Source organism: Stappia sp. 28M-7 (genome assembly GCF_014252955.1).
In the GTDB taxonomy this organism is placed as follows: domain Bacteria; phylum Pseudomonadota; class Alphaproteobacteria; order Rhizobiales; family Stappiaceae; genus Stappia.
Map to the genome: position 1 here is coordinate 609,238 of NZ_JACMIA010000001.1, position 17,111 is coordinate 626,348.

Annotated in this window: 18 protein-coding genes; 4 read left to right on the forward strand and 14 right to left on the reverse strand. The window is 67.7% G+C overall.

Annotated elements, in window-relative coordinates:
* Positions 1-19 precede the first annotated feature (19 nt).
* A complete protein-coding gene (gene truA, locus H7H34_RS02760; RefSeq protein ID WP_185924166.1) occupies positions 20-877 on the forward strand; it encodes a tRNA pseudouridine(38-40) synthase TruA in 858 nt (285 codons plus the stop codon).
* Here the strand turns inward: truA and H7H34_RS02765 are convergent.
* The 3 genes from H7H34_RS02765 to H7H34_RS02775 form a co-directional block, all read right to left on the reverse strand.
* Positions 790-1,707, reverse strand: a complete 918-nt coding sequence (locus tag H7H34_RS02765; protein WP_185924167.1) for a DUF2189 domain-containing protein — start codon at positions 1,705-1,707, stop codon at positions 790-792. The genes truA and H7H34_RS02765 overlap by 88 nt on opposite strands.
* Positions 1,708-1,847: 140 nt before the next feature.
* Positions 1,848-3,026, reverse strand: a complete 1,179-nt coding sequence (gene dapE, locus H7H34_RS02770; protein WP_185924168.1) for a succinyl-diaminopimelate desuccinylase — start codon at positions 3,024-3,026, stop codon at positions 1,848-1,850.
* Between the two features lie 49 nt (positions 3,027-3,075).
* Positions 3,076-3,504, reverse strand: a complete 429-nt coding sequence (locus H7H34_RS02775; protein WP_120268458.1) for a DUF805 domain-containing protein — start codon at positions 3,502-3,504, stop codon at positions 3,076-3,078.
* A gap of 205 nt (positions 3,505-3,709) precedes the next feature.
* Here H7H34_RS02775 and H7H34_RS02780 point away from each other — a divergent pair, with 205 nt between their 5' ends.
* Entirely contained in the window at positions 3,710-4,375 is a 666-nt protein-coding gene (locus H7H34_RS02780) for a class I SAM-dependent methyltransferase (RefSeq protein ID WP_199681134.1), read from the forward strand.
* Positions 4,376-4,406: 31 nt separating this feature from the next.
* On the opposite strand, the gene dapD is transcribed toward H7H34_RS02780, so the two are convergent.
* The gene (dapD, locus tag H7H34_RS02785) at positions 4,407-5,267 is read right to left on the reverse strand and encodes a 2,3,4,5-tetrahydropyridine-2,6-dicarboxylate N-succinyltransferase (RefSeq protein ID WP_067339890.1); all 861 of its coding nucleotides are present in this window, start codon (positions 5,265-5,267) and stop codon (positions 4,407-4,409) included.
* A 164-nt stretch (positions 5,268-5,431) separates the two neighbouring features.
* Here dapD and H7H34_RS02790 point away from each other — a divergent pair, with 164 nt between their 5' ends.
* A complete protein-coding gene (locus tag H7H34_RS02790) occupies positions 5,432-6,337 on the forward strand; it encodes an EamA family transporter (RefSeq protein WP_185924169.1) in 906 nt (301 codons plus the stop codon).
* A gap of 34 nt (positions 6,338-6,371) precedes the next feature.
* Here H7H34_RS02790 and H7H34_RS02795 read toward each other — a convergent pair whose 3' ends face one another.
* From H7H34_RS02795 to H7H34_RS02810, 4 genes are all read right to left on the reverse strand, one after another.
* Entirely contained in the window at positions 6,372-6,896 is a 525-nt protein-coding gene (locus H7H34_RS02795; protein ID WP_185924170.1) for an alkylphosphonate utilization protein, read from the reverse strand.
* 173 nt (positions 6,897-7,069) lie between these two features.
* Entirely contained in the window at positions 7,070-8,086 is a 1,017-nt protein-coding gene (locus H7H34_RS02800; RefSeq protein WP_185924171.1) for a zinc-binding alcohol dehydrogenase family protein, read from the reverse strand.
* A gap of 5 nt (positions 8,087-8,091) precedes the next feature.
* Positions 8,092-8,448 carry a cupin domain-containing protein gene (locus H7H34_RS02805; RefSeq protein WP_120268461.1) on the reverse strand — a complete coding sequence of 119 codons (357 nt, stop codon included), beginning with the start codon at positions 8,446-8,448 and terminating at the stop codon, positions 8,092-8,094.
* Complete coding sequence (locus H7H34_RS02810) at positions 8,445-9,548, reverse strand: alkene reductase (RefSeq protein WP_185924172.1); 1,104 nt, start codon at positions 9,546-9,548, stop codon at positions 8,445-8,447. Before H7H34_RS02810 ends, H7H34_RS02805 begins: the two co-directional genes overlap by 4 nt.
* Positions 9,549-9,680: 132 nt before the next feature.
* On the opposite strand from H7H34_RS02810, the gene H7H34_RS02815 reads away from it, so the two are divergent.
* Entirely contained in the window at positions 9,681-10,601 is a 921-nt protein-coding gene (locus tag H7H34_RS02815) for a LysR family transcriptional regulator (RefSeq protein ID WP_185924173.1), read from the forward strand.
* Here the strand turns inward: H7H34_RS02815 and H7H34_RS02820 are convergent.
* The 6 genes from H7H34_RS02820 to H7H34_RS02845 all read right to left on the reverse strand — a co-directional run bounded on the left by H7H34_RS02820 (position 10,561) and on the right by H7H34_RS02845 (position 17,064).
* Positions 10,561-11,460 (reverse strand): DUF817 domain-containing protein, encoded by a 900-nt coding sequence (locus H7H34_RS02820; RefSeq protein WP_185924174.1) that lies wholly within the window; start codon positions 11,458-11,460, stop codon positions 10,561-10,563. The genes H7H34_RS02815 and H7H34_RS02820 overlap by 41 nt on opposite strands.
* Positions 11,461-11,475: 15 nt before the next feature.
* Positions 11,476-12,213, reverse strand: a complete 738-nt coding sequence (locus H7H34_RS02825; RefSeq protein WP_185924175.1) for a pyrimidine 5'-nucleotidase — start codon at positions 12,211-12,213, stop codon at positions 11,476-11,478.
* Positions 12,210-13,124, reverse strand: a complete 915-nt coding sequence (argB, locus tag H7H34_RS02830) for an acetylglutamate kinase (RefSeq protein ID WP_371811344.1) — start codon at positions 13,122-13,124, stop codon at positions 12,210-12,212. The genes H7H34_RS02825 and argB overlap by 4 nt, the downstream gene beginning before the upstream one ends.
* A 112-nt stretch (positions 13,125-13,236) precedes the next feature.
* The gene (locus H7H34_RS02835) at positions 13,237-15,432 is read right to left on the reverse strand and encodes a sensor domain-containing phosphodiesterase (protein ID WP_185924176.1); all 2,196 of its coding nucleotides are present in this window, start codon (positions 15,430-15,432) and stop codon (positions 13,237-13,239) included.
* 241 nt (positions 15,433-15,673) lie between these two features.
* On the reverse strand, positions 15,674-16,342 hold the full coding sequence (yihA, locus tag H7H34_RS02840) for a ribosome biogenesis GTP-binding protein YihA/YsxC (RefSeq protein WP_185924177.1): 669 nt from the start codon (positions 16,340-16,342) through the stop codon (positions 15,674-15,676).
* A gap of 83 nt (positions 16,343-16,425) precedes the next feature.
* On the reverse strand, positions 16,426-17,064 hold the full coding sequence (locus H7H34_RS02845) for a CatB-related O-acetyltransferase (protein WP_185924178.1): 639 nt from the start codon (positions 17,062-17,064) through the stop codon (positions 16,426-16,428).
* Positions 17,065-17,111: the final 47 nt, after the last annotated feature.

Below are 17,111 nucleotides of genomic sequence, written 5' to 3' on the forward strand. Positions count from 1 at the left end.
GGCGAGCCGTTTTCGTTCCATGCCCCGCTACAAGCTGACAGTCGACTATGACGGCCGCCCTTTCGTGGGCTGGCAGAGGCAGGACAACGGTCCCTCCGTGCAGGGGGTGATCGAGCGGGCGGTGAAGGCGTTTTCCGGCGAGACGGTGACCATCGGCGGCGCGGGGCGCACCGATTCCGGCGTGCATGCGACCGGGCAGGTGGCCCATCTCGATCTGGAGAAGGACTGGCCGGCGGCCACCGTGCTGGGCGCGCTCAACTTCCACTGCCTGCCCGATCCGGTGGCGATCCTCGCCTGCGAGAAGATGCATGAAGGCTTCGATGCCCGCTTTTCCGCGATCCGCCGGCACTACCGCTATCGCATCGTCAACCGGCTGGCGCCGCTGACCCACGACCTGGGGCTGGCCTGGCATGTGAAGAAGCCGCTCGATGCGGCGGCGATGCATGAGGCGGCGCAGGTCTTCGTCGGCCATCACGACTTCACCACCTTCCGCCATTCGCGCTGCCAGGCGAAGAGCCCGTGGAAGACGCTGGAAGCCTTCAGCGTGCGCCGCGAGGGCGAGAGCATCATCGCCGAGTGCTCGTCGCGCTCCTTCCTGCACAACCAGGTGCGCTCGATGGTCGGCACGCTGCGGCTGGTCGGCGAGGGCCGCTGGGGGCCGGGGGATGTGGCAAAGGCGCTGGCGGCGTGCAACCGCGAGGCCTGCGGCCCGGTGGCGCCGCCCGACGGGCTCTACCTGACACAGGTCGACTATCGCCCGGCGGAAGAGGACGCGGCCTCGCTTGCCGCCTATCGTGCCGGGCTTGCCGCCGGTGCGGGGGAAGCTGTCGTCGAGGATGGCGACGAGGCGGTCGGGGACGTGGTCTCCGGCGGCTGAAGGCCGGCCTCGTCCTCCTGCGGGGCGGGCGGCACCAGCTTGCGATAGAGATGCCAGGTGGTGTGGCCGAGCACCGGCAGGGCGACGAGCAGCCCGGCGAACAGCGGCAGCATCGACACGATCAGCGTCGCGGTGACGACCAGCGCCCAGCCGATCATCGGCTTCGGGCTGGTGACGACCGCGCGCACGCTGGTGATCATCGCGGTGATGAAGTCGACGTCCCGGTCGAGCAGCATCGGGAAGGAGACGACCGTCAGCGAGAACAGGATGATCGACAGCACCGCGCCGATGGCATTGCCGATGACCAGGAACATCAGGCCTTCCGGCGTCGTCACCACCACCTCGACGAAGGCGCCGAAGGAGGCGAACGACTTGAAGCCGAGGAACAGGGCGAGCAGCAGCCGCACCTGATACATCCACATGATCTGGACGAAGAGCACGACGAAGGCCATCCAGGCGATCTCGCGCTTGCGCTGCGCCCAGATGACGCCGAGGACGCCCGGCCAGTCGAGCGGCTCGCCCGTCTCCAGCCGGCGGCTGACCTCGTAGAGGCCGACGGCGATGAACGGGCCGATCAGCCCGAAGCCGATCGCCAGCGGATAGCTGAGATAGCTCATGTGCAGGGCGGAGGCGGTGAGCAGCACCAATATGCCGCCGAGGGCATAGACCGCGCCGAAGAACAGGCCGAAGCGCGGCGCCTTGCGGAAGTCGCGCATGCCCGCGCCGAGCGCATCGACGATGGCATCGAAGCCGATGGCGTTGACCCGCGTCGGGTCCGGCCGCCGCACAGGCTGCCCCTCGCTCGCGCTGTTGCCCTGTTCGCCCGTCATTGCCTGCCTCCCCCTCGCATTCTTGTTTCCCGATACTGCAACCGGCAGCTCTACTGAAACAAGAACGCGCGCGCCCGTCACCTTCGCAAAGATACTTGGCGTCAGGTGCTCGCAGTGGGAAAGCGGGAAAAGCGTGTCGGTTAGCCGGCGAAATAGCTGTCGAGGAAGCGGCGATAGATGGCGGTAAGGCCGTCCAGCTCGGCCAGCGGCACGCGCTCGTCGACCTGGTGCATGGTCTGGCCGACCAGGCCGAACTCGACCACCGGGCAATAGTTCTTGATGAAGCGGGCATCCGAGGTGCCCCCGCCCGTCGACAGGTCGGGCCGGCGGCCGGTCTCTGCTTCCACAGCATCGGCCAGCGCGTCGATCAGCTCCGCATCGTGGGTAAGGAAGCTGTCGCTGGAATCGCTGGTGAAATCGAGTTGCCAGTCGCAGGTCAGCCCTTCGACGCCGGCAAGCTCGTTGCGCAGATGCGCCTTCAGGCTGTCCACCGACCAGGTGTCGTTGAAACGGATGTTGAAATTGGCGACCGCCTTGCGCGGGATGACGTTGAAGGCGGTGTTGCCGACATCGACGGTGGTGATCTCCAGGTTCGACGGCTGGAAGCGCTCGTTGCCGGCATCGAGCACGAGAGCGTCGAGGCGGGCGAGCAGCGCCAGCATGTCGGAGACCGGGTTCTTTGCCAGATGCGGATAGGCGACATGGCCCTGCACGCCGGTGACCGTGACGATGCCCGACAGCGAGCCGCGCCGGCCGACCTTGATCGCATCGCCGAGCTGCGCCGGATTGGTCGGCTCGCCGACGATGCAGGCGTCGAACCGGTGGCCGCGCTCGGCCGCCCATTCCAGCAGCTTGACCGTGCCGTTGATCGCCGGGCCTTCCTCGTCGCCGGTGATCAGGAAGGAGATGCGCCCGCCGAGCGCATCGCCCTTGTCCGCCACATAGGCGATGGCGGCGGCAGCGAAGGCGGCGATGCCGCCCTTCATGTCGACCGCGCCGCGCCCGTGCAGGATGCCGTCCTCGATGCTCCCGTCGAACGGGCCGTGTCGCCAGGCGCCCGCATCGCCCGCCGGCACCACGTCGGTATGGCCGGCAAAGGCAAGGTTCGGACCCTTCGTGCCGATGGTGGCGAAGAGGTTTTCCACGTCCGGCGTGCCGTGGTCCGAGAACACCATGCGCTCGACGGTGAAGCCGGCTGCCGTCAGCCGCTCGTCCAGCAACGCGAGCGCGCCGCCCTCGGCCGGTGTCACGGACGGACAGCGCAGCAGGTCGCGGGCAAGGGTGGCGGCGGCAGAAAGGGGCTGGTCGGTCACGGGCATGCGGCTTTCGGCTGGCAGGGGCTGGAACGGGACAAGGGGGAAAGGGGCGTCAGGTTGGTTTGGCCCAGCGGCTGTTGGGGCGCGGGCCATAGGCGTTCGGCCCCGGCTCGCCCGGCATCAGGCCGAGACCGATGACGAAGAAGAAATTGATCACCGGAACGAAGATCAGCACGGCGAGGAAACCGGTGAGGTTTCGGTCCTGCAGCCGCTTGATGGCAAGCGCGAGAACGACCCAGTGGCTGGCGAACAGCATGTAGGGCAGCAGCGGATGCGAATTGACGAAATCCTCCATCGTCACCACCGCCGTCTGGTCGCCCGGAATCTCCAGGGTCTGCACCCACAGACTGACCGGGATGGCGAAGACCGCCCACAGGAAGCCGAGCGCCAGCATGTAGGGTTCGCGCGAGACGCGCCCGATCGGACTGAAAAACAGCCAGAACGGCCCCAGCGGGCCCGGATATGCTTGCGGCTGCGACATGAAATTTCCTGGACGGGAGACTGTCTGCTGCCTTCGAAGTAGGCTGCCGGCGGCCGACAATCAAGCCGCTTCCCGGATTGTCCTGCCCATCGCGGCGTTTTGCCTGCCCGTTAATCGGCGGTTATGGGAATGCTGCTACGCAAAAGGCCGTGGTCGGACGTCTGCCCGCACCGCCGACGACGCAAGAACCGCCGGGAGAGTATCCGTGTTCAGCCTTTCGCCCGCCTCCTCCAGCAATGTCTTCCGCAAGCGACGGGTCCAGCGCCTCAAGGCGATGGTCGCCGACCATGTCGCGGCAAAGGGCCGTTGCCGCATCGTCGATCTCGGCGGCACGCCGGAATTCTGGCACGTCTGGCGCGACGAGATGAATTTCGACGGCGTCACCATCACCTGCATCAATCTCGGCTTCACGGCGGAGACGGACGGCAGCCTGCCGATCGAGCTGGTGCATGGCAGCGCCTGCGACCTGCCCGAGCATGCGGACAATTCCTTCGACGTCGCCTTTTCCAATTCGGTGATCGAGCATGTCGGCAGCTGGGCCAACAAGTCGGCCTTCGCCCGCGAGGCGCGGCGGCTGGCGCCGAGCCACATGATCCAGACGCCGAGCTTCTGGTTCCCGATCGAGCCGCATGCGCGCTTCCCGCTGCTGCACTGGCTGCCCGATCCGCTGGTCTACCGGATCCACCTGGCCATGCGTACGGGCTTCTACCCGCGGGCGGCCAATCTCGACGAGGCGATGGTGTCGCTGGAGGATGCGCGCCTGCTGGACGGGCGGCAGATGCGCTATCTCTTCCCCGACTCCGAGCTGGTGACCGAACGGTTCATCGGCCTGCCGAAGTCGCTGATGGCGGTCCGCCACGCCGTCTCCTGACGGCGCGGCGCAACGCGAAAGCTGGCTGCGATCAGGCGCGCAGCAGCTCGTTGATCGAGGTCTTGGAGCGGGTCTTTTCGTCGACGCGCTTGACGATCACCGCGCAGTAGAGGCTCGGGCCCGGCTCGCCGTTCGCCAGCGGCTTGCCCGGCAGCGTGCCGGCGACCACCACCGAATAGGCCGGCACCTCGCCGTAGAAGACCTCGCCGGTGGCGCGGTCGACGATCTTGGTCGACTGGCCGATGAACACGCCCATGCCGAGCACCGCACCCTCGCGGACGATGCAGCCCTCGACGACTTCCGAGCGGGCGCCAATGAAGCAATTGTCCTCGATGATCACCGGGCCGGCCTGAAGCGGCTCGAGCACGCCGCCGATGCCGACGCCGCCCGACAGGTGGACGTTGCGGCCGATCTGGGCGCAGGAGCCGACGGTCGCCCAGGTGTCGACCATGGTGCCTTCGCCGACATGGGCGCCGAGATTGACGAAGGACGGCATCAGCACGACGTTCTTGGCGATATGCGCCGAGCGGCGGACGATGGCGCCCGGCACCGCACGGAAGCCGGCCTCCTCGAAGTCGACGCCGCGCCAGCCGTCGAACTTGGACGGCACCTTGTCCCACCAGGTGGCATCGCCCGGACCGCCCTTGATGATCTCCATCGGGTTGAGGCGGAAGGACAGCAGCACCGCCTTCTTCAGCCACTGGTTCACGACCCAGTCGCCGCCTTCGGCCTTCTCCGCCACCCGCGCATGGCCGCGGTCCATCAGGTCGAGCGCGGCGTTCACCGCGTCGCGCACCGCACCCGTGGTCTGGGCGTTGATCGTGTCGCGGTCCTCGAAGGCGGCGTCGATGATGGAGGCGAGCTTCGCCTTGTCGGTATTGGCAGTGGTCATGCGCGCAGGTCTCCGGAGAATGTGTCTGGGAAAGCGTCGGAATTCTTCGCGCGGACCTAAGCGCCGCTCCTTCGCGAAGTCAAGGCCGGGCGGGCGGCGCGGGGGACCGGCCACTCGGCATTTTTGCCTGTTCCGTCCCGGCCGCTTCCTGTATGTGGCAGCGCATGGACTTGTGGATCCCCATCACGGTTTTCGCCGCCTTCTGCCAGAACGCCCGATCCGCCCTGCAACGCCACTTCACGGCGCGGCTCGGCACGACCGGCGCCACCTTCGTGCGCTTCGGCTACGGCGTTCCCTTCGCGCTGCTCTACCTTGCCGGGCTTCACTTCGTTGGCGGCATGCCGCTGCCCGAGCCGAACGCCTCCTTCGCGATCTTCGGCATGATCGGCGGCATCGCGCAGATCCTCGCGACCTTCCTGCTGGTCTACCTGTTCTCGCTGAGAAACTTCGTCGCCGGCACGGCCTATTCCAAGACCGAGCCGGTGCAGGCGGCGATCTTCGGACTGGTGCTGCTGGGCGAGACGATCACGCCGCTGGCGGGCGTCGCCATCGCCGTCGGCGTGGTCGGCGTGATCTTCGTGTCGCTGGCCGGAAAGCCGGTGAGCGCGGGCGCGCTGCTGACGGCGCTGACCGGGCGGCCGGCGCAGATCGGCCTTGCCTCGGCGGCGATGTTCGGCATCTCGGCCGTGTGCTACCGCGCCGCCTCGCTGGCGCTGGGCGGCCCGGGTTTCCTGATGCAGGCAGGCTTCACGCTGGCCTTCGTCACCGCGTTCCAGACGCTGGCCATGGTCGCCTGGATGAGCCTGCGCGAGCCGGACCAGCTGCGCGCCAGCCTGACCCATTGGCGCGGCGCCGTCTGGGTGGGGCTGGTGGGCGTTGCCGGCTCGGCCGGCTGGTTCACCGCCATGACGCTGGAAAAGGTCGCCTATGTGCGCGCGCTCGGGCAGGTGGAGCTGATCTTCACCTTCATCGTCTCGTGGTGGTTCTTCCGCGAGAAGCTGATGCCGGGCGAAATCGTCGGCACGGTGCTGATCGCCGGCGGCATCGTGCTGCTGCTGCTGGGCACCTGAGGGGCTCGGGAACCGGCCCCTCCGGAAACCCGGCTCAGGCCTTCTTGACGAACTGGCAGAGGATGACGATCCGCTGGCCCTCGACCTTGCCTTCCAGATGGTTGGCATTGTCGGGGACGAGGGCGATCTTGCGCACCGCCGTGCCGCGCTTGGCGGTGAAGCCCGCGCCCTTGACCGGCAGGTCCTTGATCAATGTGACGGTGTCGCCGGAGGCCAGCACCGTGCCGTTGCAGTCGACATGGACGATGGCGTCCTCGCCCTGTGCTGCGCCGCTGCCTTCCTCGGCCCAGGCCAGAACGTCGGGCTCCAGCCAGGCGATCTCCAGCGCCTCGCGTGCCCAGGGCGCCTCCGGGAGGCCCTTCAGCAGGCGCCAGGCCAGAACCTGAACCGCCGGCTCGGGGCTCCAGATCGCCTCATTGAGACACCGCCAGTGCGGCCCGTCCTGCGGCCCTTCCTCCACGCCCGCCCGGCAAACCGGGCAAAGCGGCACGCTGTCTTCGCGCGGGGTCACGGCAAAGGCGGACGCGCCTTCGGCATTGCAAAGGGCACAAGATGTCATGGGATGTCCTGTCGGCGGAGCATGGAAGAAGAGGTCAAAGGTGGCATAGGCCACCGGCGCCGCCGCGTCCAGCCGCACGAGCAGCGACACTTTTTCGCGAGCCGGCGTTTCCGGCTCGTCATGACTTCAGGGCCGGCGCCGGCAAACCCGGCAACCGGCCCATCCTGTCCGGGCTAGTTGGCGAACCCTTCCACGACGATCTTGCCGCGCGCCGTGCCGGTCTCGATGCGCCGGTGCGCCTCGCGCAGGGTGCTGGCGTTGATCGGCGAGAGCGTTTCGGCGAGCGTGGTGCGCAGCCGGCCCGCGTCGATCTCGCCCGCGACGAAATCCAGCAGCCGGTGCTGCTCGATCATGTCGGGCGTTGTGAACATCGCGCGGGTGAACATCAGCTCCCAGTGCAGGCTCGCCGCCTTGGTCTTCATCTGCTCCATCGGCATGGGCAGATGCGTGTCGTCGATGGTGACGATGGAGCCCTGCGGCCGGATCAGCTCGACCGCATCGAGCCAGTGACGCATGTCGTTGAAGATCGCCACGTGGTCGACATGCTCGATCCCGAGCGCGCGGACCTGCGGGGCCAGGGGCTCGCGGTGGCTGACCACGTGGTCAGCGCCGAGCTCTCGCACCCAGGCGATGGTTTCCGGGCGCGAGGCGGTGGCGATCACCGTCAGCCCGGCGCGCTTGGCCAGCTGGATGCCGATGGAGCCGACGCCGCCGGCCCCGCCGATGATCAGGATCGACCGTCCCGCATCTGCCCCGTCCCGGTCGATGCGCAGCCGGTGGAAGAGGGATTCGTAGGCGGTGATGGTGGTGAGCGGCAGGGCCGCCGCCTCGGCGAAGGACAGGCTCGACGGCTTGCGGCCGACGATGCGCTCGTCCACCAGATGGAACTCCTGGTTCGTGCCGGGCCGGGTGATGTCGCCGGCGTAGTAGACCTCGTCGCCGGGCCGGAACAGCGTGACGTCGGGGCCGACCGCCTCGACCACGCCGCTGGCGTCGTAGCCGATGACGCGCGGGGCGTCCTCCACCTTGTCCTTGGGCGAGCGGACCTTGGTGTCGACGGGATTGACGGCGACGGCGCGCACGGCGACGAGGATGTCGCGGCCCTGCGGCTCGGGCTTGGGCAGGTCGAGATCGATCAGCGACTGCGGATCGTCGATGGGCAGATAGCGGGTGAAGCCGACGGCTTTCATGCTTGTCATCCTTGTGGGTGCGGATCGAACTCGGCAGTGACGAAGACAAGCTCTGCCGTGCCGGTATTGGTCAGGTCGTGGACGAAAGTCTTGTGCGGGCCGAGATCGGGGAAATATCTCGTGTCGCCGGCCTGGTAGGTGACGTCGGCAACGCTGCCGTCGCCGTAGCGCGAGCGCCCCTGGCCGGCGGTCAGGGCGGTCCAGAAATACGGCCGGTCATGACGGTGCGCGGCAAGCGTCTCGCCGGGCGCAAGGCGCAGGTGCCAGACCCGCATGCCGCGGTCTTCCAGCACCAGGGCCGTACCGATGCGGCCGTTGGCCATGCCGGCCGCGATTTCGGCGTTGGAGAGCGGCATCGTCATGCTGCCGCCTCCCAGGCCGGATAGGTCGAATAGCCCTGCGCATCGCCGCCGAACAGCGTGGCCGGGTCGAACTGCGCAAGCGGCAGGTTCTCGTGCAAGCGCCGCGGCAGGTCGGGATTGGCGATGAACGGGCGGCCGAAGCCGACGAGATCGGCATGGCCGGCGGCAAGGATCGCCTGCGCGCGGGCGAGGTCGTAGCGGCCGGCGACGACGATGCGGCCCGAATAAGCCTCGCGCAGCGCGATGCGGAAGCTGTCCGGCGTCTCGGGCGCATCGTCCCAGTCGGCTTCCGCCAGATGGATATAGGCAAGGCCGATCCGGTCGATCTCGCGCGCGGCCATCAGCATGGTCGGCATGATCTCGTCGTCGGCCATGCCGCGCTGGGTGATGACCGGCGACAGGCGAAGACCGGTGCGGGCAGGGCCGATGGCGCCGGCCACCGCCTCCGCGACCTCGATGAGGAAGCGGATGCGGTTTTCCTGCGAGCCGCCGTAGCGGTCGGTGCGCAGGTTCGACGAACGGCGCAGGAACTGGTCGATCAGGTAGCCGTTGGCGCCGTGGATCTCGACGCCGTCGAACCCGGCGGCCACGGCGTTTTCCGCAGCGCGCGCATAGTCGGCGACGATGCCGGCGATCTCGTCGCTTTCCAGCGCTCGCGGCACCGGGCAGTCGGCCATGCCGGCCTCGCCGGTGGCCGGATCGACGATCCAGACCTTTGCATCGGGCGCCAGCGCGGACGGGGCGACCGGCTTGCCGTCGGCATGGAAGATCTCGTGGCTCATCCGCCCGACATGCCAGAGCTGCAGGAAGATGCGCCCGCCGGCCGCATGGACGGCATCGGTCACCAGCCGCCAGCCGGCCACCTGCTCGGGCGAATGGATGCCGGGGGTGAAGGAATAGCCCTGGCCCTGGGGCGAGATCTGGGTGGCCTCGCTGACGATCAGCGCCGCGCCGGCGCGCTGGGCGTAGTAGTCGGCCATCATCGCGTTGGGCACGTTGCCGGGCTGGGTGGTGCGGGCGCGGGTCATCGGCGCCATGGCGATGCGGTGCGGCAGCGTCAGCTCGCCGAGGGTCAGGGGATCGAACAGGTTGGATGTCACGGCTGGGTGCCTCCTGGACGTCGGAAAAGGATGCGGAACGGGTCCGCACGGTTCGTCCCGGATCTAGTCCTTGCGGCGATTTCGGATAATCGGCTAGCATCCGAAATTATAATTCGGGAGAACCGAATAAATATGCTCGACAATCTGGCACTGTTCCTGAGGATCGTCGAAAAGGGCGGCCTTGCCGCCGGCGGCCGCGATCTCGGCCTGTCGCCGGCCACCGTCTCCGAGCGGCTGGCTGCGCTGGAGCGGCAGTACGGCGCGACGCTGCTGCTGCGCACCACGCGGCGGATCGCCCTGACCGACGAGGGGGCTGTGCTGGTGGAGGGTGCGCGGCGGCTGCTGGCCGAGGCCGCGGAACTGCAGGACCGCATCCGCCACGGGGCGGAGCGGATTTCCGGCCCGATCCGCATGAGCGCGCCGGAGGATCTCGGCCGCCGGCGCATCGTGCCGATCCTCGATGTGTTTCTCGAAGAACATCCGGATGTGACCATCGATCTCGACCTGACCGACGGCTATGTCGATCTCGTCGGCCGGGGGATCGACCTGGCGGTGCGCCACGGCACGCTCGCCGACAGCACGCTGCGCGCGCGCTCGCTCGGCGGCAACCGGCGCGCGGTCTGCGCCTCTCCCGCCTATCTGGCGGCGCACGGGGCACCGGAGCATCCGCAAGACCTTGCCCGCCACGACTGCATCCTGATGCGCTTCGGCGGCAATCTCGACCGGGAATGGCCGTTCCTCATCGACGGCGAGATCCGCAGGGTCGCGGTGCGCGGCCGGCGCGTCGCCAATGATGGCGGCCTCGTGCGGGAATGGTGCCTGCAGGGGCGGGGGATCGCGCTGAAGTCGATCCGCGACGTCGACGAGGATCTGGCGAGCGGGGCGCTGGTGGAGCTGCTGGAGGGCTACGCGGCCGGCGGCACGGCGCTGCAGATCGTCTATCCGCAAGGCACGGTGCAGCCGCGCCGGGTGCGCGTGCTGATCGAGCGGCTGGCGAGCGAGTTGTCGGTGTTCACCGATCCGCGGCCGCAGGCTCCCGGCGCGGACGGTTGACCAGCGACACCAGCACGAAGGAGATGATCATCAAGAGCACCCAGGCGTTCAGCTTGGCGATGGAAACCAGCGTCCAGCCGTTGGCCTGGTCCGGATAGCTCCAGGCGCGGGCGAAGGTGCCGATGTTCTCCGCCAGCCAGATGAACAGCGCCACGAGGAAGAAGCCGAGCACCAGGGGCATGCGGTGCCGGTAGCGATAGACCGAGTAGTGCACCCAGGTCCGCCCGTAGAGCAGGAACAGGGCGGCGAACAGGCCGAGCCGGATGTCGATCGTGTAGTGGTGGGTGAAGAAGTTCACATAGATCGCCAGCGCGAAGAGCCATGTGGTCCAGAGCGGCGGATAGTGCGAATAGGCGAAGTCGAAGATCCGCGAGACGCGGGCGAGATAGCTGCCCACCGCCGCATACATGAAGCCGGAAAACAGCGGCACACCCTGGATGCGGAAGAAGCTCTCCTCCGGATAGACCCAGGACCCGGCGGCCGTCTTGAACACCTCCATCGCCGTGCCGACGACATGGAAGATCAGGATGACCTTGGCCTCGTCGAGGGTCTCGAACCGGGCGGCGAGCAGCCAGACCTGGATCGCCAGCGCGGCGAGGAAGAGAAAGTCGTAGCGCGCAAGCCCGACCTCTTCCGGATACCAGAAGCGGGTGGCGAGGATCAGCGCCAGCAGCAGCGCGCCGTAGATGCAGGCATAGGCCTGCTTGACGCCGAAGGCCAGGAACTCGACCCCGGCCCGCGCCAGCACCCCGCCGCCGAGGCGCCGGTAGACGAAGGGCAGGGTCCGGTGCAGGGCCTGCTCCGTACGGGAGGCCGCATTGGTCGGCCGCGCGAGCCGGCGCACAAGGTCAAGTCGCATCGCCCGTCTCCGCGCTCAGGCGTTCATCGCCCCGTGCACCGCGTTTAGGAACCCGGTCAGGTCGTCGGTGACGAAGTCGACATGGGGGGCGTTCTGTCCCTCCATCTCCCACTCCTCGCGGAAGACGCCGCGCGTGCCCTCGGGCACCAGAAGCACCGAGCGCATGCCGAGCTTGTGCGGCACCTGGAGATTGCGGGCGAGATCCTCGAACATCGCCGCGCGCGCCGGCGAGACGCCGGTCTTGTCCAGGAAGCGGTTGTAGGTCTCCAGGTTCGGCTTGGGCAGCAGGCCGGCGGCGACGATGTCGAAGATGTCGTCGAAATGCTCGGAAATCCCGAGCCGGGCCGCGGTGCGCTCCGCATGCGGCCGGTCGCCGTTGGTGAAGATGTACTTCCTGCCCGGCAGCCGCGCGATCGCCACGCCAAGGTCCGGATTGGGCTGGACCGGCGAATAGTCGATGTCGTGGACATATTCCAGGAAGGCGTCGGGTTCGATCCGGTGCTCGATCATCAGCCCGCGCAAGGTCGTGCCGTAATCGCGGTAGAACGCCTTCTGCTTCGCCCGTGCCTCGTCCGCCCCCAGCCCGAGGTGACGCGCGATATAGTCGGAGATGCGCGCGTCGATCTGCGAGAACAGGTCGGAGCTCGGCGGATAGAGCGTGTTGTCGAGGTCGAAGACCCACGCCTCCACGCCCATGAAGACCCGAAGATCCTGCTCGTGCGCGTGGGGGCCTTCGCCTGCCGTGATGCTCATGGACGCAGCAAGGTCCCGGCGCCCTGGTCGGTGAACAGCTCCAGAAGCACCGCGTGCGGCACCTTGCCGTTGAGGATGACGACGCCCTCGACGCCGCGCTCCAGCGCCTCGATGCAGGTCTCGACCTTCGGGATCATGCCGCCGGAGATCGTGCCGTCCTCGATCAGCGCGCGGGCCTGCGAGACGGTCAGCTCCTTGATCAGCTTGCCGTTGGCGTCGAGCACGCCCGGAACGTCCGTGAGGAATAGCAGCCGCTTGGCATCGAGCGCGCCGGCGATGGCGCCGGCGAAGGTGTCGGCATTGATGTTGTAGGTCTCGCCGTCGACGCCGGGGGCAACCGGCGCGACCACCGGGATCAGCTCTTCCTTCATGACCAGGCGCAGCACGGTCGGGTTGACCTCCGCCGGCTCGCCGACGAAGCCGAGGTCGAGGATCTGCTCGATCGCCGAATTGGGATCGCGCACCCGCCGCTGCAGCTTCTCGGCCGTGACCATGTTGCCGTCCTTGCCGCACAGGCCGACCGCCTTGCCGCCCTCGGCATTGATCAGGTGGACGATTTCCTTGTTGATCGAGCCGGCGAGGACCATCTCGACGATCTCGACCGTCGCCTTGTCGGTGACGCGCAGGCCGTTGCGGAACTCGCTCTTGATGCCGAGCCGGTCGAGCATCGTGCCGATCTGCGGGCCGCCGCCATGCACGACCACCGGCAGCACGCCGGCAAGGCGCAGCAGGGTGATGTCGCGGGCGAAGGCATTGCCCAGGGCCGGATCGCCCATGGCGTGGCCGCCGTATTTCACCACCACGACCTGATCGTCGTAGCGCAGCATGTGCGGCAGGGCGGTGGAGATGACCTTGGCGGGATTGATCGGGGCGGTTTCGGTCATGGACGCAGTGGCACCTCGGCTGGACATGAGGAACGGCGGACGGATATCCGCGCATCGACGAAGGTCTATAGCTGCTTTCCGATATGGGCTCAATTGCGGCCCGGCAAAGGCGCGCGATGCGAAAGCCGTGGGAAAGGCGTCAGGCGACGCTCGCCTTGAACTGCGAGGACGTGCCCCCGGCAATGGCCGCGGCCTGCAGCGCGGGGAGCGCCTCGCTCGCGCCGATCAGCTCGGCAATGCGTTCGGCCGCGACGGGCCGCGAGAAATGGAAGCCCTGCAGGTCGTTGCAGCCGATCAGCGCCAGGAAGCTCTTCTGCTCCTCGGTCTCGATGCCCTCGGCGGTCACCTTCAGTCCGAGATCGACGGCCAGCTTCACCACCGCGTGGGTGACGGTGTTGTAGTCGACCTTCTCGCCGAGCCCGCGCACGAACTGCCGGTCGACCTTGATCCGGTCGATGGGGAACTGCAGCAGATGGTTGAGCGAGCCGTAGCCGGTGCCGAAATCGTCGAGCACGATGGCAACGCCGAGCAGCTTCAGCTTGCGCAGCGTGTCGGCAACGTCGCCGCCCGGAGCCAGCAGGATGTTCTCGGTGACCTCCAGGTCGAGATTGCGCCCGTCGAAGCCGGTGCGCTCCAGGATCGAGCGGACCCGGTTGACCAGCCGCGGGTCGCGCAGCTGCCCCGAGAACAGGTTGACCGACAGGCGGAAGCCGTTCGGCGACGCCAGCACCCAGGGATGGGCGGTGCGGCAGGCCTCCTCCAGTACCCAGTAGCCGACATCGGCCGCCTGGCGGCTGCCGTCGAGCGCGGCGATGAAGGCCCCGGGCGGCAGCATGCCGCGCGTGGGATGGTTCCAGCGCATCAGGGCCTCGGCCCCGATCACCGCCTCGTCGCTGATGCGCACCACCGGCTGATAGAGCAGCTGGAACTGCTGCTGCTCGACCGCATCGACCAGCTCGCGCGCCAGCGTGTTGCGCTCGTCCGCCTCGCGCCGCATGGTCGTGTCGAACACCATGAAGCGCCCGCGGCCCTTGCTCTTGGCCTCGTAGAGGGCAAGGTCGGCATTGCCCATCAACTGGCTGAACGACCCGCCATGGTCCGGCAGCACGGCGATGCCCATGCTGCAGCCGCATTCCGAGCCCTCATGCGCATGCGCTCCCCCGACCGGGACCGAGATCGCCTGGGCAAGCCCGGCGGCATATTCGGCGATCGCCCCGTCGCGGGCGAGCGAAGGCTCGAGAATGGCGAACTCGTCGCCGCCGAGCCGGGCGACCGTGGCTTGCGGCCCGGCATGGGCGCACAGGCGCCGCGCCGTTTCCATCAGGAGCCGGTCGCCGCTGGAATGGCCGAACGTATCGTTGACCAGCTTGAAATGATCGAGATCGAGCAGGAACAGCGTTGCTTCCTCGCCGGTCTCCTCCCAGCGGCGGAAGGCATCGGTGACGCGGGTCTCGAAGGTCGCGCGGTTGGCAAGCCCGGTCAGCGGATCGTGGCGGGCGAGATGCTCCAGCTCGCGGGTCGCCGTCTCGATGTCGGTGATGTCGCGCGCCGTGCCGCGATAGCCGAGGAAGGTCCCGTCGGCGCCGAACACCGGCCGGCCGCTGATCGAGTGGAAGCGTTCCTTGCCTTCCCGGTGGCAACGGAAGCGCACGTCGCGGAAGGGCTGGTGGGCCTCCAGCATCCGGCGGTGCTCGGTCCAGAACTCGGGGCTTTCGCCGTTGCCGGATGGGGCTTCCCAGCGGGTCTTGCCGATGAAGTTCTCCACCTGGAGCAGATACCGGTCTGCGCTCGGCGACAGATAGGTGAAGCGGAACTCCGCGTCCTGCTCCCAGATCCAGTCGGAGGCGATCTCCAGGTAGTTGGAGAAGCGCGCGTCGCGTCTGCGGCTCTCCAGCAGGCGCACGGTGAGGTCGGTGAGATGGACGAGGCTGGCCAGCTCGTCCTCGCTCAGCCCTTGCGGGCGGATCTTGTCGTCGATGACGCAGAGCGTGCCGATGGGAAAGCCGTTTTCCAGCCTGACGGGACAGCCGGCGTAAAAGCGGTTGCCGCCATCCATCTCGACATAGGGAAAGTTCTTGAAGCGCGGGTCGGCGGTCAGGTCGGGAACGACGAGCGGCTGGTCGGCCCGGTAGGCGACGCCGCAGACCGAGGTGGCGGCCGGAACCCGCGTCGCATCGCTGCCGGTGCCGGCCAGCACGAAAACCTCGTCATCATGCACGAAGGTGACGAAGGACTTGCGGCAGCGGGTGATGCGGGCGGCGAGGCGGACGATCTCGTCCAGGGCTGGATCGGGAGAATGGCCGACGAGGTGCAGACTGGCCAGCTCAGCGCGCAACCGGGCATCCCCGGGTTGTCGCTCTGCCTTGCCGGACTTCCTGTCCGCGGCATTCCCGCTTTCCACTTGCATGCGGTTGTCCCCTCGATTCCGCAGGCATAGCGCACGTGACTTTACGTAGCGTTAAAAAATGAGAAGATTCGCGATCCGAGTCGACAGCAGCCCCTGCAACGGAGCCACAGCATCCTGATTTTTCGCAGGTCGGCAAGAGGCTGCGAGCGGCCCGCTGTCCGATTGGGGCTCAGCCTGCGGAAAGCTTGAGGATTTCTGCGCGAATTTCGCCAAGGCCGGTCGATTTTTCCGACGACGTGACGATGATCTGCGGATGCGCAGCCGGGCGCTTGCGGATCTTTTCGGCCGTTTCGTCGATGACCCGCTTCAGCTGACCGGGCTTGATCTTGTCGATCTTGGTCAGCACGATCTGGTAGTTGACCGCCGCCTTGTCGAGCAGGCCCATCACCTCCAGGTCGTTCGCCTTCAGCCCGTGCCGGCTGTCGATCAGCACGAAGACGCGGCGCAGCCTCGCGCGGCCCTGCAGGTAGGTGAAGACGAGATCGGTCCAGGCATCGACCAGCGACTTCGGCGCCTGCGCATAGCCGTAACCGGGCATGTCGACCAGGGTCACCGAGCTTTCCGGCGCGGCGAAGAAGTTGAGCATCTGGGTGCGGCCCGGCGTGTTCGACGTGCGCGCCAGTCCGTTGACGCCGGTGATGGCGTTGATCAGGCTCGACTTGCCGACATTCGACCGCCCGGCGAAGGCGACCTCGATCTCGCCCTCCGGCGGCAACTGTTCCAGATGCGCGACGCTGGTGACGAACCCCCAGGGGCGGCGGAACAGCAGGCGGCCGGCCTCGATGTCCTCCGGGGTGTGGGGACTGTCTGCGTCGGAGCGGTCGTCCGGCTGGCTCATGGCGGCGTCTGTCTCGGCTTGCGTGCGTTGGCGGCGCTGGATGCGCGGACCGGGCGGCGGCAGCGCCACCCGGTCCGGATGCTCTAGACGGCCCGCTCCAGCTTGTCGAGGTCCGCGCCGCGGATCGCAGCGAGATTCCGGGAGATCTTGTCCGCCGGCCAGTCCCACCAGGCGATGGCGAGCAGCCGTTCGATGACCTCTTCGGGAAAGCGCAGTCGGATGACGCGCGCCGGATTGCCGACGGCAATCGCGTAAGGGGGCACGTCGCAGGCGACCACCGCCCCGGCACCGATCACCGCCCCGTCGCAGATCGTGACGCCGGGCAGGATCATCGCCTCGCGGCCGATCCACACGTCGTTGCCGACGATGGTGTCGCCGCGATAGCCCACGCCCAGCTCCGCCATGTCGAAACCGTCCGACCAGCCCTCGCCGAAGATGGCGAAGGGATAGGTCGAGAAGCCGTGCATGGGATGGTTGGCACCGTTCATGACGAAACGGGCACCGGTGGCCAGCGCGCAGAAGCGGCCGATCAGCAGACGGTCGCCGATAAAGTCGAAGTGATAGAGCACGTTGCGGGTCTCGAACTCCGCCGCGTGGTCCTCGTCGTGATAATAGGTGTAGTCGCCGACCTGGATGTTCGGGCGGGTGATCACCGTGTTCAGAAAGACGGTGTGGGCCTCTCCCGACAGGGGATGGCGCGTGCGCGGGTTCGGTCCGTGCATGGGGATGTCTCCGGGATGAAATCAGGTCTCGCTCAGCCTTGGCGCAG

Bases quoted from the DNA above. Each gene is read 5' to 3' on its own strand.
- H7H34_RS02820 (WP_185924174.1), bottom strand. From the start codon at position 11,460: ATGCGACTTGACCTTGTGCGCCGGCTCGCGCGGCCGACCAATGCGGCC.
- H7H34_RS02815 (WP_185924173.1), top strand. From the start codon at position 9,681: ATGCTCGACAATCTGGCACTGTTCCTGAGGATCGTCGAAAAGGGCGGC.
- H7H34_RS02765 (WP_185924167.1), bottom strand. From the start codon at position 1,707: ATGACGGGCGAACAGGGCAACAGCGCGAGCGAGGGGCAGCCTGTGCGG.
- argB (WP_371811344.1), bottom strand. From the start codon at position 13,124: ATGTCCAGCCGAGGTGCCACTGCGTCCATGACCGAAACCGCCCCGATC.
- H7H34_RS02805 (WP_120268461.1), bottom strand. From the start codon at position 8,448: ATGACGATGCCGCTCTCCAACGCCGAAATCGCGGCCGGCATGGCCAAC.
- dapD (WP_067339890.1), bottom strand. From the start codon at position 5,267: ATGACCACTGCCAATACCGACAAGGCGAAGCTCGCCTCCATCATCGAC.
- dapE (WP_185924168.1), bottom strand. From the start codon at position 3,026: ATGCCCGTGACCGACCAGCCCCTTTCTGCCGCCGCCACCCTTGCCCGC.
- yihA (WP_185924177.1), bottom strand. From the start codon at position 16,342: ATGAGCCAGCCGGACGACCGCTCCGACGCAGACAGTCCCCACACCCCG.
- H7H34_RS02775 (WP_120268458.1), bottom strand. From the start codon at position 3,504: ATGTCGCAGCCGCAAGCATATCCGGGCCCGCTGGGGCCGTTCTGGCTG.
- H7H34_RS02800 (WP_185924171.1), bottom strand. From the start codon at position 8,086: ATGAAAGCCGTCGGCTTCACCCGCTATCTGCCCATCGACGATCCGCAG.
- H7H34_RS02825 (WP_185924175.1), bottom strand. From the start codon at position 12,213: ATGAGCATCACGGCAGGCGAAGGCCCCCACGCGCACGAGCAGGATCTT.
- H7H34_RS02795 (WP_185924170.1), bottom strand. From the start codon at position 6,896: ATGACATCTTGTGCCCTTTGCAATGCCGAAGGCGCGTCCGCCTTTGCC.
- H7H34_RS02790 (WP_185924169.1), top strand. From the start codon at position 5,432: ATGGACTTGTGGATCCCCATCACGGTTTTCGCCGCCTTCTGCCAGAAC.
- H7H34_RS02845 (WP_185924178.1), bottom strand. From the start codon at position 17,064: ATGCACGGACCGAACCCGCGCACGCGCCATCCCCTGTCGGGAGAGGCC.
- truA (WP_185924166.1), top strand. From the start codon at position 20: ATGCCCCGCTACAAGCTGACAGTCGACTATGACGGCCGCCCTTTCGTG.